Annotated in this window: 15 protein-coding genes; 5 read left to right on the top strand and 10 right to left on the bottom strand. The window is 64.5% G+C overall.

Annotated elements, in window-relative coordinates; translation table 11 throughout:
* Positions 1–118 precede the first annotated feature (118 nt).
* The 4 genes from OHA42_RS23535 to OHA42_RS23550 all read right to left on the bottom strand — a co-directional run bounded on the left by OHA42_RS23535 (position 119) and on the right by OHA42_RS23550 (position 3161).
* Positions 119–1462: a Dyp-type peroxidase gene (locus OHA42_RS23535; protein WP_406230033.1), complete on the bottom strand. Its 1344-nt coding sequence runs from the start codon at positions 1460–1462 to the stop codon at positions 119–121.
* Between the two features lie 55 nt (positions 1463–1517).
* Positions 1518–2093, bottom strand: coding sequence for a hypothetical protein (locus OHA42_RS23540; RefSeq protein WP_406230034.1), 576 nt, complete (start codon positions 2091–2093; stop codon positions 1518–1520).
* A 580-nt stretch (positions 2094–2673) separates the two neighbouring features.
* Positions 2674–2820 (bottom strand): hypothetical protein, encoded by a 147-nt coding sequence (locus tag OHA42_RS23545; RefSeq protein ID WP_406230035.1) that lies wholly within the window; start codon positions 2818–2820, stop codon positions 2674–2676.
* Positions 2821–2825: 5 nt separating this feature from the next.
* Positions 2826–3161, bottom strand: coding sequence for a hypothetical protein (locus tag OHA42_RS23550; RefSeq protein ID WP_406230036.1), 336 nt, complete (start codon positions 3159–3161; stop codon positions 2826–2828).
* A 191-nt stretch (positions 3162–3352) separates the two neighbouring features.
* Here OHA42_RS23550 and OHA42_RS23555 point away from each other — a divergent pair, with 191 nt between their 5' ends.
* Positions 3353–4168, top strand: a complete 816-nt coding sequence (locus tag OHA42_RS23555) for a galactosyltransferase-related protein (protein ID WP_406230037.1) — start codon at positions 3353–3355, stop codon at positions 4166–4168.
* Between the two features lie 827 nt (positions 4169–4995).
* Here OHA42_RS23555 and OHA42_RS23560 read toward each other — a convergent pair.
* On the bottom strand, positions 4996–5136 hold the full coding sequence (locus tag OHA42_RS23560) for a hypothetical protein (RefSeq protein ID WP_406230038.1): 141 nt from the start codon (positions 5134–5136) through the stop codon (positions 4996–4998).
* Positions 5137–5175: 39 nt separating this feature from the next.
* The gene (locus OHA42_RS23565; RefSeq protein ID WP_406230039.1) at positions 5176–5667 is read right to left on the bottom strand and encodes a thioesterase family protein; all 492 of its coding nucleotides are present in this window, start codon (positions 5665–5667) and stop codon (positions 5176–5178) included.
* 100 nt (positions 5668–5767) lie between these two features.
* On the opposite strand from OHA42_RS23565, the gene OHA42_RS23570 reads away from it, so the two are divergent.
* Together OHA42_RS23570 and OHA42_RS23575 are read left to right on the top strand one after the other, a co-directional pair.
* The gene (locus OHA42_RS23570; protein WP_406239555.1) at positions 5768–6556 is read left to right on the top strand and encodes a helix-turn-helix domain-containing protein; all 789 of its coding nucleotides are present in this window, start codon (positions 5768–5770) and stop codon (positions 6554–6556) included.
* The gene (locus OHA42_RS23575) at positions 6553–7398 is read left to right on the top strand and encodes a fructosamine kinase family protein (protein WP_406230040.1); all 846 of its coding nucleotides are present in this window, start codon (positions 6553–6555) and stop codon (positions 7396–7398) included. The genes OHA42_RS23570 and OHA42_RS23575 overlap by 4 nt, the downstream gene beginning before the upstream one ends.
* 434 nt (positions 7399–7832) lie before the next feature.
* Here the strand turns inward: OHA42_RS23575 and OHA42_RS23580 are convergent, their stop codons facing one another.
* Positions 7833–8708 carry a TIGR03619 family F420-dependent LLM class oxidoreductase gene (locus OHA42_RS23580; RefSeq protein WP_406230041.1) on the bottom strand — a complete coding sequence of 292 codons (876 nt, stop codon included), beginning with the start codon at positions 8706–8708 and terminating at the stop codon, positions 7833–7835.
* A gap of 177 nt (positions 8709–8885) precedes the next feature.
* Positions 8886–9407 (bottom strand): VOC family protein, encoded by a 522-nt coding sequence (locus OHA42_RS23585; RefSeq protein ID WP_406230042.1) that lies wholly within the window; start codon positions 9405–9407, stop codon positions 8886–8888.
* Positions 9408–9467: 60 nt separating this feature from the next.
* Here OHA42_RS23585 and OHA42_RS23590 point away from each other — a divergent pair, with 60 nt between their 5' ends.
* Positions 9468–10121, top strand: coding sequence for a TetR family transcriptional regulator (locus OHA42_RS23590; RefSeq protein WP_406230043.1), 654 nt, complete (start codon positions 9468–9470; stop codon positions 10119–10121).
* Between the two features lie 232 nt (positions 10122–10353).
* Positions 10354–11793, top strand: coding sequence for a short-chain fatty acid transporter (locus tag OHA42_RS23595; protein WP_406230044.1), 1440 nt, complete (start codon positions 10354–10356; stop codon positions 11791–11793).
* A gap of 495 nt (positions 11794–12288) precedes the next feature.
* Here OHA42_RS23595 and OHA42_RS23600 read toward each other — a convergent pair whose 3' ends face one another.
* Both OHA42_RS23600 and OHA42_RS23605 read right to left on the bottom strand, forming a co-directional pair.
* Positions 12289–13218 carry a hypothetical protein gene (locus OHA42_RS23600; RefSeq protein ID WP_406230045.1) on the bottom strand — a complete coding sequence of 310 codons (930 nt, stop codon included), beginning with the start codon at positions 13216–13218 and terminating at the stop codon, positions 12289–12291.
* A gap of 125 nt (positions 13219–13343) precedes the next feature.
* Positions 13344–14237 (bottom strand): hypothetical protein, encoded by an 894-nt coding sequence (locus OHA42_RS23605; RefSeq protein WP_406230046.1) that lies wholly within the window; start codon positions 14235–14237, stop codon positions 13344–13346.
* Positions 14238–14348: the final 111 nt, after the last annotated feature.

A 14348-nucleotide genomic window follows, 5' to 3' on the forward strand; every position in this document is an offset into this window, starting at 1 on the left:
ACTCCTTCAGACCATCGAAAAGACTCTGGTGGAGCGCGATCTCACCAGCGCAGGCACCGACCACCCCGTCGGGAATTGCGGGCGGGTCAGGGAGCGTGAGTCGCTGCATCCCTCCTCCTCAGGTCTCGAGATCGGCCAACCAGTGCAGGGCACGCAGGCCGGGCACGAAGAAATACTCGCCTCCTCGTGTGACGACGAAGGCCGGCAGACCCTGTAGCCGCCGGCGGATCGGCTGTTGCGGGATGGTGAAGTGATCGCTTCCGCTGTTCGCGCCCGCGATCGGGTCCCTATCGCCGACAGGGCCATGAAAGAACTGCCCCTTGTTCACCCACTCCGACTGGACGAACTCGAATTGCCGCTCCAAGTTCGCTCCGACAAAGACGAACGCCAACCCTCGTTCGGCGCCGTCGTCCTCGATGACGCCGGGCGCAAGCATCGGGCCGTAGCTGGTGCCGCGCCGGATCATGCGATGAAAACGCACGAAGCCACTGATGTCCGAGTCGCGCGGATTCAGACGTCGAATGTGGGAGCCGGCGGGCGTTTTCAAGCCCTGCGGATCATCATCCTTGTAGAGGAAATCATTGTTGAGTTTCGGGTCGGCACCCAACTCGGGGTCATCGCGCATCGGACACAGCGCCAACGGCGCGCCGCTCTGCCAGCGCCCCATCATCTTTGCCGCCAGAAAGTCTTCCTCTTCCGGAGTCGAGGAGTTCGCCTTCAGATACTGGCGAAACGCCGCAACACGTTGGTGCAGCTTACGAAAAGCGACATAGGTGCCGTTCTTACCCAGGACCTCGGGCCGCGGCATCGGAGACAGTTCATGCCGCTCATTCTCATAGCCCAGCAAAAACTCGCCCGCCTTAAGGGGCTTCTCTCGGGGGTTCGTTCCCGGAATGCCGCTGCCTTCAATTGCCGGATGACTGATGCCGTCCCGGAACCCGAAAGCTTCTCTCTCCGTGGGCAGCACGTGACAATCCAGGCTCCATAGAGCGGTGACCCCGGAGAGTTCCTCGAACGCCGTCCGGGCGCGCGCGAGTACGGGCTCGAGCCGCGCCGTGTCGGGCGAGAGCGCGCTGAGCCCGACATGGACATCTGGGGTCCCAAACGGCTTCTCCCAGTTTTCGGGGGCGCTGTCATCGACATCCCCCAGTTCTGCCGCGCGCGCGGCCATGCCCTGCTGGAACGGCAGGGGGAAGCTGTTGAGCGAGTCCTGCGGAACACCCAGCGCCTCGAGGCCCTGGAAGCTGAGTCCGGCACTGACCCAGGCCTGCTCGCTTGGGTCCATCGGGCTGGTGGCGTCGGCGATCGCCGGAATCAGCCTGCGTAACAGCTCACGACCGGCGCGCGGGTCGTCGATGCGCAGCACAATATAGGCGCCGACGTACGGCGAGGGCCGCGGATGTATGGCCCCGTTCTGGATATCATCCAATTCGAGCACGACAGGCTCTTCTACTGTTGCCATGGATACATTCGTCTCCATAACCGGTGGCCTCCGCCAACCGTTCCGCCGTGCGGGTTCAGCCCGCCGCTTCCTCCAACAGCGGCTTCAACGCCGGGTGCTGGAGCGCCTGCGCGGCCTCGGGGTGGTCGAGCACCTGTTGGAACGCCTGCTGCACACGCAGCGCCTTGTCGATCTCTTGCACGGTCGCGTCGTTGGTATTGGCGAAGATGTCGGCTTCGGTCTGGGTCTCGACCAGCCAATTCTTGAACTCCTCCCACGACATGGAGTCGTAGCCGCCTTCGGGCGCCTCCACAAGATGATTCATCCAGCCGAACTTGATCTGGCTCTTGTCGCCGCCGACGAGGGATGCGATGGCGTCGTCGAAGTAGGGGTCGAAATCCAAGTCGAAGCTGATCGTGATGAGAAGCCGCGTACCGTTGTCGAGGACCACATACCTGGCGTCGTGAACGCCGATCTTCTTGTACATGTCCCGTACATCCCCCCGGCTCGACAGGCCCGCCGCAATCTCATCGATCACCTGCTCGGCATGTCCGGGCTTTATATGCCACAAGGCGCAATACTCGGTCACCGGCCCGCTCTTCTTGCCCTTTCGTGGCCGCCTGGCCGGCGTGGCCTGTTGCGTACTCGCCATGGCTATCTCCTTCGTAGTCGGTCACTTCTGACGTGTGACTCACCGTCGCTCGTCCGGTTCATGAACCAGACGAGCAAGGGGTTTCGAAGTACCAGATCCTGATAGCCGGCAACGAGAACAAGGCCTCTCGTCACCTACGAGGGTTCCGTCTGTGTGGAGCCGCCCGTCGCGATCGAGTCTTCCACATCGATCCGTCGCCCACCGCGTTTCCCCGACGTGAAGACAAAAGTCGCAACTCTCACGGATTCCCGCCTCCTGCACCAGTTCCGCGCAATGCCGGGCCGGACTCCGTGGTGCCCAACGAACGAGACGGAACATTGACGCATCTGCCTCCGATTGGAGAGATAATTGTTATAGCTCTGCAGAAAGATCACAAGCAAATGGAGTTTTTGATACGAGCGTGACAGCCACGTCGCCGCCGACCACCTCGTCGATCAACTCTTCCGCGAACAAACAACCAGTGCAACACTTCCTCGTTGTCAATCGAACACAACCGGTAGCGATATCGTCGTAGTGGTCGCAGATCTCATTCCAGAGCTGTTCCGGCATGAGGTCGCAACAGTCGCCCAGCGAGGGCGGATCAGTCTCGAACATGACCGGCGGGCCGTCCGAACCAGTCGATCTCGGTTACCGTGATCACCCAGCCGTCTGTCACCCACCCGGCATAGCCGTCCGTCCACGGTGTGGTCACGAACGGCAGACCCTTCAGCGCGTCATCCATCGGCATCCGGCCTACCCGGACGCGAACCGGGACAGCGGGACCGCCACCCAGTAGTCCTCTCGCACCCGATCCCGCAGGTCCCAGCGATCCGGATGCGCCTCACGCGCGGAGGCCGGACCCGCACCGCCCTCGAAAGGTGACTCGGCGACTGGTCCGCCCGCACAGACGACGGGCGGCGAAAGCTGGCTGTGTGGTGTTTTGCGACTCGACGGATCTCGATTCCGCCAGGCGTCGATGGCGCTCACCCAGGGCCGCTGCCCGGCAGCCTGCGCACACGCTGGCCTGGTGCCGCCTTCACCACGCAACCGCCCTACCGCACCGACGCGCACCGAGCCGACCTCGAGCACTTGATGCGCACCAATCGGGCCGCCGGTCGCTCACGTAATTTTCCGCTGGCAGGCGAGTTGATCAAAGACTTTGTTTCGTATCGTCGCCAGTCATTGCGTGCCGGCGCGGTCCCGCCTGAAGGGGTTTGATGATCAGGAGTTCGGGCAAAATGCTGACCGCCGGGGAACAGTCCGCGCTCGCGCAGGTCGCAGTGGTCATCACCTGGCATCGCCGGCCTGAGCTGCGCAAGACCCTGGCCCGCAACGCCGAATGGTTGCGGGCGACTGCGGGCTACGTCGTCGCGACCCCCGGCGAGGACAACGATGAGCTGCGAGCGTGGTTGCGCGACACCGGCGGCAACGCGGGGATCGTCTCCGCGCACGGTGCCTTCGGCTGCGCGAAGTACGCCAACCTGGGGATCGGGTTCACACCGTTTGACGCCCCGCTGATCTTCGTTCTCGACGCCGACATTGTCATGGCAGCCACAGAGGTCTCGGACATGGTGGCGGCAACCAGCGCGGACAGGGCTGTCATCCTGCATGAGGTGCACGACGAGCCAGCGCTGGCACCGCTGCCGGGCACTGATCAGCTTGGCATCGTCGCCACCCGAGACTCCATCTTCACGCTGCGCCTCCCCGACGGCAGGCAGGTCTCGGTTACCAAAGCGCGCCAGAACTACGTCTCCGGCGCCTATCTCGGCCCCGGAATGATCATGGTCGGCAAGGACATGCTGACCGAGGTCGGCGGCTATCGCTCTGCGTTTCGCTCCTGGGGATGGGAGGACATAGACCTGCTGATCCGCCTCAAGCTCGCTGGCTACGAGATCGGTGAGGCAGGTCGGGCTGCGCACCTCACGCACGGCGACGACGTCCGGAATCTACCGGCAGGCACCGCGAAGATGACGAGCGAACGGGACAACGAGGCCCGCGGAGTCAGCCATCTGCTCAGGGGTGAGACGGTCGGCACCTTAGCCGAAGACATCGCCGCAGCGGTAGACACTGTCCGCGTCGACACCGTCTCGGACTGAGACGGTCCCGCGTGCGCACTGGATCGATCCCATTGACCCGCAACGAATTACGTCACCGATTCAACGTGCTGATCGACCGGCCCGCACACACCTTCACCCATCGCCTCCAATGGTCGACCTGGCGAAGACGCCACCAACACCGCGCCCGAACCAGCCACTACCAGCGACAACCCGACAATGATCATGAACTACGGCTGGAGTACTAGGCAGTGATGCCGCTGTGGCGTTGTCATAGGGGCTGTCGGAGTGGCAACTGCTGCAGAGTTGCTGATGGAGAAAGAGGTTCAGCGTGTCGCACCTGACACTCCGTCGAGACAGCAGCCGTCGGACGCGCCTTTCTCAGGTGCTTTCGGAACGTGGACGTCCGGTACGGCTACTGCGAAGCAGGATCGGAATGTCTCACACCGGCGCGCCAGGCCGAGAGGGGTGCAGATCTGTCATTCGATCCGTCCCACCAAAATCTCACACTTTTGATGGGATTTGCCGAGATCTGATGGGACATGATGGGCAGGTGCTGACGTGCAAATATGGGCTTGACCTGGTGTGATGGGGTCTTCTGGGATGCGTTCAGGAGATTTGAACCGGGGGCAAGTGGTCGCAGGTTCAAATCCTGTCATCCCGACAAGTGGAAGTCCCCTCCTCCCCTACGTCGGAGGGGACTTCTCGTTTCTGTGTCGGATGTTTGAGCGGATGTTTGTGATGGGCGCGACAGCGGCGAGTCACTGGCGTCAAGTGGTCTATACGGATCGGCGCGAATGCCGGATGGTGGTTCGACAGCTGAAAAGTGTTCTGCTACAACGTTCTCCGGCATCTTGAATGCGGCGGTGTCACGAGACACCTATGGATCCCTTACTGAATTTCTCCGTCGAGGAGCCGGGAACGCCTAGGTCGAACACCACCGGCATGGCGGCGTCGACGAGGAGCGCGAGGGCGATGGGGTCGGCGTCGCGGCCGTCGGCGAAGCGCATCCAGAATTCGGCGGCGGTGGTTCCGCCGGGCTTGCCGGTCTAGAATCCGGCGAGTTGCGGCATCCGGAACTCGACTCGTTCGGCGATGGTGGCCCCGGCCGGGGTGACACCGCGAAGGGGATCGAGGCATTGCTCCGGGGCGGGCAGTGTGGGAGGCGCGTTGCGCACGAACGTCGGGCCCTGTGCCACCGCCAGGTCGGTGAAGGTGGCCAGGACGCGGATGATTTCTCGGTCGTCGCGGGTGAGGATGGCCTGGCCGGTGGCTGTCCTGCGGCCGATGCGCGCGATCTCGGTGTGGACGAGGGCGGGGCCGGGGGTGCCGGGGCGCAGGAAGTGCGCGGAAGCGGACAGCAGATCGGGTTGGGGGAGTTCGTCGCGCAGCGCTTGCAGTGCGGTGGCCAGCAGGTAGCCGCCGTTGAGGGTGCCGCCGAGTGTCGACCAGCGGTCGGACAGTTCGAGACCGTATTCGTGGTCGCCGATGCGGGTGCCGGCGGTATCGGTGTCGAATGTGTAGTGCGTGGTTGCGGTCATCGGTCGGGTGTCCCTTCGATCCGTCACAACGATCGCCTGCCGACGTTACCCGCGTCGATTACCCGAGAGGTAATGGCCGGCTGGACCGTGAGTTCGTAGGATTCAGGAGGTGACTACCCAGACCGCCGGTGACCTGTTGCGACATTGGCGCCTCGAGCGCAGGCTCAGTCAGCTGGAACTGGCGGGGCGCGCCGAGACCTCCACCCGGCACCTCAGTTTCATCGAAACCGGTCGCGCCACTCCCAGCCGCACCATGCTCGTGCACCTGTGTGAACAGCTGGAGGTTCCGCTGCGCGAACGCAATCGCCTGCTACTGGCGGCGGGATACGCTCCGGTGTACGCCGAACCTGCCCTCGACACCCCCGCGATGGCGCCGGTGCGCGAGGCGATGCGTCAGATGCTGGCGGGACTCGAACCGTATCCGGCACTGGCGATCGACCAGAACTGGAACATGGTCGATGCCAACGCCGGTATCGCGCTGATGCTCGAAGGCATCGACCCGGCCTTGCTCACCGCGCAGCCCAACGCACTGCGCCTGAGTCTGCACCCCGATGGCATGGCAAGCCGCATCGTCAATCTCGCCGAATGGCGCGGCCACCTGTTCGAGCGGTTGACGCGCCGGATCGAGGTCACCGGCGCGCCGGAACTGATCGAACTGCTCGAGGAATTGCGCGGATACCCCGGCGGTGAGATCGAACTGTCGTTGCCGGAGCCGGATCAGGTCGTGGTCCCGCTGCGGCTGCGCCACGACAACCGCGAGCTGTCATTCATCAGCGCGACAACCGTCTTCGGCACGCCGATGAACGTCACCGTCGCCGAACTGGCCATCGAGTCGTTCTATCCGGCCGACCCGGACACGAAGAAGCTGCTGACGACGGCGCACTCGTGAGTGTCGCCACGGATCTGAGTGAGCTGCTCGGTGTTGCGGTCCGGGCGACGACCGACCTAGGGGCGAGCCATTCCTGGACGTTGCATCGCGCGATGTTGACCGACGGCCGCGACGTTTTCGCGAAGGTCGCCGCCGATCGGGCGCGGATACTCAGCGCCGAAGCGGAGGGTCTGCGCTGGCTCGGCGTCGGGGCGCCAGGACTCGTGCCGGAGGTGCTGGCCGTCGATGACCGCATGCTGGTGTTGCCGTGGTTGCCGGAAGCACCAGCCACCGCCGTCGCCGCTGAACGATTCGGCCGCGAACTCGCCGCGCTGCACGCGCATGCACCGGGATCGTTCGGAGCGCCGTGGTCCGGTTGGATCGCTGATCTCCCGCTGGACAACACGACGAGCAACGGCCCGTGGTCCCACTGGTATGCCGAGCGCCGCCTCGCCCCCTACCTTCCGCGTGCTGCCGCGCACCTGGGTCCCGACGGAACCCGCATGCTCGAACGCGTCATCGAGAACATCGACGCCCTCGCAGGCCCGCAGGAAACACCCAGCCGCATCCACGGTGACCTCTGGTCGGGCAACATTCGCTGGACCACCGACCGGGCGATCCTCATCGACCCCGCCGCCCACGGCGGTCATCGCGAAACCGACCTGGCGATGCTGGCTCTGTTCGGCGCTCCGCACCTGGACCGAATCCACGCCGCCTACCGGGAAACCCATCCGCTCGCCGACGGCTGGCGCACCCGAATCCCGTTGCACCAACTGCATCCACTGCTCGTGCACGTGCTGCTGTTCGGTGCAGGGTACCGAGACCGAACCATCGCCGCCGCTACCGCGATACTCGCGATATGAGTGCACCGGACGCGTTGTGGCATCCGGTGCACGTTGCTGCTCGTTGCCCCGACGTCCTGTGGTCTATCGGATCCTCATGACCGGCACCCCGCGGTGATGACCTGGGCCGAACGAATGCTGTGGGCGCCAGGTGAAGGCCGTTGCGGCACCTTCGATCTGATCGGATCGTCGTCGGAGCGGCTCACCCGGGCCGACGCAAGATCGGACTGCGCATGCACGGCGGCATTGCAGTGTGTGCCGTGTAACGAGCGTTCGCTGGTGGTCGGATCTGTTGGAGGGAGGGCGGAACACACCGCGAGTCCGCTGGGCTCATGACGATGTACTCCATGCCCTCGGTGAACAGGTCCGCGACCTGGCCGTAGTGGGCGAGCTCCTGCTCGAACTCCGCTCTGCCGAATTTCTCACGGAGTGTTCCGTCCGTTCGCTCGCGCCGCTCACCGGCTGGTTCGCGCGATCACCTTCTCCGCGAACCGGGACAGGTTGGCGATCTTGGTGTCCAGAGGCTCGGTGTCGACCTCGGTCGTATACGGGTAGCGGAAGCCGACGATGACATCGGTGACGCCCTTGTCCTCCAGGCGTTTCACGCCGTCGACAGTGAACCCGTCCAGCGAAATGACATGCACCTCGAAGTCCTCGCGGGTGCCGTATTCGGCGCGCAGCACGGTCAAGCGATCCAGCAGACGATCCAGTTCGGCGGGGTCGCCGCCGGCGTGCATCCAGCCGTCGCCGCGTTGGGCCGCACGCCGCAGCGCTGGTTCGCTGTGCCCGCCGATGAGGATGGGCAGTGGCGCGCCCGGCACCGGATTGATCTTGATCGGCGCGATGTCGTAAAACTTGCCGTGGAACTCGAAGTAGCCGCCCGCGGTGAGCCCGCGCACAATGTCGATGCACTCGTCCATCCGCGCGCCCCGATGCTCGAACGGCACACCCATCATGTCGAAATCGTCGGGCCACGGGCTGATTCCGACGCCGAGCCCGAGCCGGTCACCACTGAGCGCGGCGATGGAGGCGGCCTGTTTTGCGACGAGCACGGGTGGCCGGATGGGCAGCTTCAGCACGAATGGCGTGAACCGCAGCGTCGTCGTCACCGCGGCCATGGCGGCGGTCACCACGAACGCCTCGACGAACGGCTTGTTCTCCAGGAACTCCCGACTCCCGTCGGGAGTGTAGGGGTACTTCGCGTCGGAATCCTTCGGGTACGCGACGCTGTCGGCCACGACCATCGTCGTATACCCGGACTCCTCGGCCGCGCGGGCCAGCGGCACGTAATAGGTGGGGTCGACCATCGTCTCGGCGTAGGTGAATCGCATATCAGGGGTCCTTCGGTGTGTGTGCGGTGCGTCGTGCTCGGTCGTGGTTGCGGTGCGCGCGGCGTGAACGCTTGCGCGGCGGCCGAAATAGGAACCTTCCCCCAGGCAGGTGCCACTGGAATAGCCCGAGCTGTCCTGCGCAGTATTCGATGCGCCGGCGCCGGCCGCATACAACCTCTAGGTCCACGGGTTCGAATACCCTTCGGGGATCAGGTAATCGAACATCGCGCGCATGTCCGCCGACAGCCGCATCAGCTCGACGTGGGAACCGAATGCGCCGCCGTCGAGGTAGGCGAACTCCATCCCGGCCCCTTCGGATGTCCCCCTGGCCAGGATGCTGGACCCGCAGGCCGCCGCCTCGGCCAGTGCGGCATCGAAATCCTCGGGAACCCACGCGACGTGATGCAGACCGGGCCCGACGCGGTCGAGATGCTCGGAGTACAGGCTCACGCCGCTCCTCGGCTCGATCAGCTCCAACTGCTGCCCGCCCGCATAGCCCAACGCCACGGTGATCGTGTAATCGGCGGGCGCGCCACGCAATTCGGTGGTTTCCGGCCCGAATTGCACGTCCGGGATGGTGAGCCACTGCGCCACCCCATAGCGCTCGGTGAACTCCCGCTGCGCGCCCGCCATGTCCCGGACCACCCAGCACAGCTGGAATATCGGTCCGTGCGCGATGCGGCCCTCTGGACTTCCCACATCATCAATTAATCACTGATGCTTAATATCGTCAATACTCGCGTTTAGTACAGTTCGGGTATGCACATCGACGATTCGCGCGCGGCACTGCTCGCCGCCGGGGAACGGCTCATCGCCGAACGTGGCGTCGAGGTCCCGCTGCGCGACATCGCCGCGGCGGCGGGCCAACGCAACAACTCCGCGGTCCACTACTACTTCGACTCACGCACCGGCCTCATCGAAGCCATCGTCGAGCGCAGGATGAACTGGCTCGAAGACCGCAGGATGCGCCTGCTGGCCGAACACGAAGCCGACGGCACCGCGCACGAAATCCACACCCTGGTCGCCATGCTCGCCGCACCGATCCTCGAATTGGTCGGCACCGCCGGCGTCACCCATTACGGCCGCTTCCTCGAAGTCGTCCGCGCCCACCCCGTGATCGCCGACGCCCGCCGCCTCGCAGGTGCCGACCGTGCCGCGGTCCGCATCATCGCCGCCCGCCTGGACGCCGCGCTCCCACAACTGCCACCCCGCCGACGCCGCCAACGCCTGGAAACGATGGCAACGGTCATGTTCGCCCTCTTCGCCGACTACGAACGCGCATTGGAGTCCGGCGTCCGCACCGCGAACCCGGAGCAGGACGCCGCCGAAATCATCGACATGATCGTCGCCATGCTCACCGTCCCCGTCCCCGTTCGCGATCCGGCTCCCGCCGGCAGCAACCGATCTCGCTAACCCCGCACCCAGACCGAAGCGCTACCGGCGCCACGATCGGCACACCACTTCCCGGCGGGAACTTCAAGTCGTCGAGTGCCAGACCATCGACAGTTTCTGCACTTTTGCAGACGATACCTGCGCATTTCTCTATTGCCCGCACACAAAGTGGACACCAATACTGACCAACCGAGCCCGTGTGCGGTGCATCACATGCGTACGGGCGGCGTGTGGAAAGAAGAGGAACAACTGGATGACGTCCACGATAGAAGAAGCCATCTCCGAAAAGGGCCTTGCGCGGGTTGCGCAGTCGCTCGCCAAGTGGACGGAGAAGTGGTTCCCGGATGCCTACGTCGTCGCGCTGGCAGGCGTATTCATCGTGGCTGCCGCTGCGCTGGCCAACGGCTCGTCACCGCGAACAGTCGCGAACGCGTTCGGCGACGGTTTTTGGGATCTGACCGCTTTTACTCTTCAGATGGCAATGGTGGTTCTCACCGGATACGTCATCGCCACGTCCCCACCTGTCGCCCGGCTGATCGACCGGCTGGCCACCCTGCCGCAAACTGCCAGCAGTGCGGTGAGTTTCGTTGCGTTCCTCTCCATGTCGATATCATTTCTGAACTGGGGACTCAGTCTAGTTTTCGGCGGTCTACTGGCCCGGGCGATCGCCCGTCGGACCGATCTGCGCGTGGACTATCGCGCGCTCGGCGCGGCGGCGTTCATGGGGTTGGGCGCCGTGTGGGCGCTGGGAATATCCTCCTCGGCCGCGCAGCTACAGGCCACCGCCACCTCGTTGCCTCCGGCGCTGCTGAGAATTACCGGTGTCCTCGACTTCGGACACACGATCTTCACGTGGCAGTCCCTGCTCATGTGCGCCATCGTCATGGCGCTCACCGTGGTGATCGCTCACTTCTCGGCGCCGAAGGATGCAGCAATCAAGACCGCTCAAGAGCTGGACGTCGATCTGGATGACCAGCCTGCGGAGGTGGCTCCACGCTCCCGTCCCGGGGAATGGCTCGAGTACAGCCGCATCCTGCCAATCCTGGCCGGCCTGATGACGGCGGGCTGGTTGACCTCACAGCTCACCGCCAAACCACTGCTCACCGTTGTCAGCAGCCTGAATGGTTATCTGCTCGTCTTCCTCATGCTGGGCTTGATGCTCCACGGCACCCCGCGCAAGTTCTTGCAAGCCGTCTCCCTCGCCGTACCCGCCACGGCCGGCATTCTCGTCCAGTTCCCGCTGTACGCCGCCATGGCCGCGATCCTCACCAAGGCGAAGGGCAGTGGCGGTCTCACCATTTCCGAACACCTCGCGGAGTTCTTCACGAGCATCGGCGGCGGCGGAAGTTTCGCCATCGTCATCGCCCTCTACACCGTGGTGCTAGGCGTCTTCGTCCCGTCCGGCGGCGGAAAGTGGCTGGTCGAAGCCCCCTACGTCATGCAGGCATCGACCGACGTTCACATGAACCTCGGCTGGACGGTTCAGATATACAACGTCGCCGAGGCACTGCCGAACCTCATCAACCCGTTCTTCATGCTTCCTCTGCTGGCAGTGCTCAGACTGCGGGCACGGGACCTCGTCGGATTCACGTTCCTGCAGTTCCTATTCCACCTGCCGGTCGTACTGCTTCTCGTATGGTTGCTCGGAATGACGTTCGAATACGTCCCGCCGATCTTGCCCGCCACCCCGTGACCGATCCAGGTCGGTACTGCTCGTTAGTGCTAACGAATCGCACACTGACAGAACAGCACTCGCCGTCGGCCGCCAGCCGCGCGGCGCAAGACCGTCACCGGATCCACTGGCGCTGAGGTCTGTCGGTTCGAGGATTCCTTCGACGATCACCAGCAGGCCGCGGGCCAGACACAGCCTGCCGATATCCTCGATCAGCCCGATATTGACCGCTCCGGGCTCTCTGGAAGCGCGGCCGCGGCAGTGCGCACAGGTTCGGGATCGACCGCACCGCCGAGTGGTTCCCGATGAAGGTCGTCGAGAGGCTGGGGAGTTGATGCAACAGTTCCTCGCGGCCACTGGCTAAGGTCGCTCACGAAGGAAAACGTTTGCGGAGCTACAAGATTCGGTGGACGCGGAGATCATCGACATGCTGTGTCAGGCCGTGCTCTCTGGATGTCTACACACTGTCGGTGACACTATCGACTATCGGACACCGTCGCGCACGGCTGGTGGCGCCTATTCCTTCTTTAGCCCGTTCAAAGCTTGCTGGGCTTGGTTTTTGGCGATCGTGTCGAGCTCGTCCCGATTCACCGGGGGTTCGCCTTTTGCGCGCAGGACGGCGACTTCTACTCGCACCGAGATGTTGCTGTCGTGCACGCCCACGATGTAGGTGATTCCGTTGCCGGTGTCGGTGGTCGCGGTGTGCCAGTAGCCCTGGGCGCCGATTCCGGTGACCTCGCCGGAGGCAAGCCCCGCTCCGGTGGCGGCGGTGTCGGTCTGTTTCCAACGGTCGTAGGCGGGGGCGGCCTCGGCGCCGGTGAACTGGGCCTGGAGGCCGATTCCGGCTTCGTCGACGGTGGCGTCGTCGTCGACGGTCGAGGGGCTGGTGTAGCGGATCGCGCAGTACAGGTTGCCGCCGTCGGAGGTATTCGGCGGAAATTCCTGATGCCGGGGGTCTTCTCTGGGCGTGGATGACCACCTGTGTAACGGCGTGGGATCGACAAGGTCGCAGGCATTGGTGATCGCGCTCATCGAATAGATCCCCGGCGCAGCTACGCGGCGCGACGTGGCCGGGGCCGCGCTGGAAAGGGCCGGCGTGCTGGACGAGGCCGGGCCAGCGGCGGAATTGCCGCCACTGTCGCCGCCGCTGACGAAGATGCCGATCGCCACACCGATACCCAGCACCACTACCAGCCCGAGAACGCCGCCGATGATCAGACCCGTTTTGCCGCTACCGGTCGACGGTGGTGGCGGCCCGTACCCCCGACCAGGTTGGCCGTACCCGATAACAGGCTGACCGGGAGCAAACGTAGGTGCAGGCACTGACGTGTAGGTGCCCGAGTCGGGGTCATCCCAGCCGCCCGCCGGCGGATTGTATTGCCGCACAGCGGGATCGGCGCTTCCCGGCGTCGGCTGATCGTCAGGTCCGCGCTGGGAGTACGTCATCCCCGTAGTCCCTCCGGTTCTGCAACGGGCTCACCCGTCGACCATCAACTCCGAAGCGATCCTATTCCTGCGCCATCGAGCAGTCATCTGCACCGTCCCCACCGGCCTGCTCGAGTCGACGGCCTCTACTTCTCCTTCAAACCGTCCAGCGCCCTGCGGACTTGGGGCCTGGCGATCGAATCGAGTTCGTCCAGGCTCACCGTAGGAGAACCCTTCTCACGCGTAAGCGCGATCTTTACCCGCACCGAAACATTGCCGTCCTGCACACACACGACGTAGGCCATTTCCGCGACGAGGTTGCCGGTCACTTCGGAATGCCAGTAGCCCTGGCTGCCGATTCCGGTGACCTCGCCGGAGACCGACCCCGGTCCGGCGGTGACGGTGTCGGCGTGTTTCCAATGGTCGTAGAAGGGCGGAGCTGTCCCGTCGGTGAACTCGGCCTCGACGCTCATTTCGGCTCTGTTCATGGAGAACTCGGCGCCGGTCGAACTGGTGTAGCCGACATCGCATTTCAGGCTGCCGCTGTCGTGGGTGGACGGCCGGGTTTCCCGATGGTTGGGAGCGCCTTTCGGCGTGGACGACCACTTGGTCAACGGTGTGGGGTCGACCAGGTCGCACGCATTGGTGATCCCGTTCATCGAATAGGTTCCCGGCCCCGATCCCTGCCGGGCGGTGGACGACGCACCGGCGGACCCACCATCGTCGCCGCCGAGGAAGATGCCGATCGCCACACCGATACCCAGCACCACCACCAGCCCGAGAACGCCGGCGACGATCAGACCCGTTTTGCCGCTACCAGTCGACGGTGGGAGATACGGCGGTGGTGGCCGGTACCGCTGACCGGGTTGGCCGTACCAAGGCGAGTCGGCAGCCGGGCCCGCCGTAGCGGGACCGAAGAACGCGAGATCTGCGCCTGCAGTGGGATTGTCCTGGCCGCCGGGTGGGTTGAATGGCGGCGGTGCGGGTTCGGCGGTGCCCAGGTTCGGGTTATCGCCGGGTTCGTGCTGGGAATCGGTCATGCGTATAGGCCCCTCCGGTCTCGAACGGGCCTCCCCCGCCAAATCGTCGACTCGGACCATGATCGTAGTAGTTCGGGTGCAATCAGGACGCGAAACCCGGACTCGGCAGAT

This window comes from Nocardia sp. NBC_01009, from assembly GCF_045208035.1.
In the GTDB taxonomy this organism is placed as follows: Bacteria; Actinomycetota; Actinomycetes; order Mycobacteriales; family Mycobacteriaceae; genus Nocardia.

Coding starts and splice junctions, on each gene's coding strand:
- OHA42_RS23535 (WP_406230033.1), bottom strand. CDS start 1,462: ATGGCAACAGTAGAAGAGCCTGTCGTGCTCGAATTGGATGATATCCAG.
- OHA42_RS23540 (WP_406230034.1), bottom strand. CDS start 2,093: ATGGCGAGTACGCAACAGGCCACGCCGGCCAGGCGGCCACGAAAGGGC.
- OHA42_RS23545 (WP_406230035.1), bottom strand. CDS start 2,820: ATGCCGATGGATGACGCGCTGAAGGGTCTGCCGTTCGTGACCACACCG.
- OHA42_RS23560 (WP_406230038.1), bottom strand. CDS start 5,136: ATGCGCTTCGCCGACGGCCGCGACGCCGACCCCATCGCCCTCGCGCTC.
- OHA42_RS23565 (WP_406230039.1), bottom strand. CDS start 5,667: ATGACCGCAACCACGCACTACACATTCGACACCGATACCGCCGGCACC.
- OHA42_RS23580 (WP_406230041.1), bottom strand. CDS start 8,708: ATGCGATTCACCTACGCCGAGACGATGGTCGACCCCACCTATTACGTG.
- OHA42_RS23590 (WP_406230043.1), top strand. CDS start 9,468: ATGCACATCGACGATTCGCGCGCGGCACTGCTCGCCGCCGGGGAACGG.
- OHA42_RS23595 (WP_406230044.1), top strand. CDS start 10,354: ATGACGTCCACGATAGAAGAAGCCATCTCCGAAAAGGGCCTTGCGCGG.
- OHA42_RS23600 (WP_406230045.1), bottom strand. CDS start 13,218: ATGACGTACTCCCAGCGCGGACCTGACGATCAGCCGACGCCGGGAAGC.
- OHA42_RS23605 (WP_406230046.1), bottom strand. CDS start 14,237: ATGACCGATTCCCAGCACGAACCCGGCGATAACCCGAACCTGGGCACC.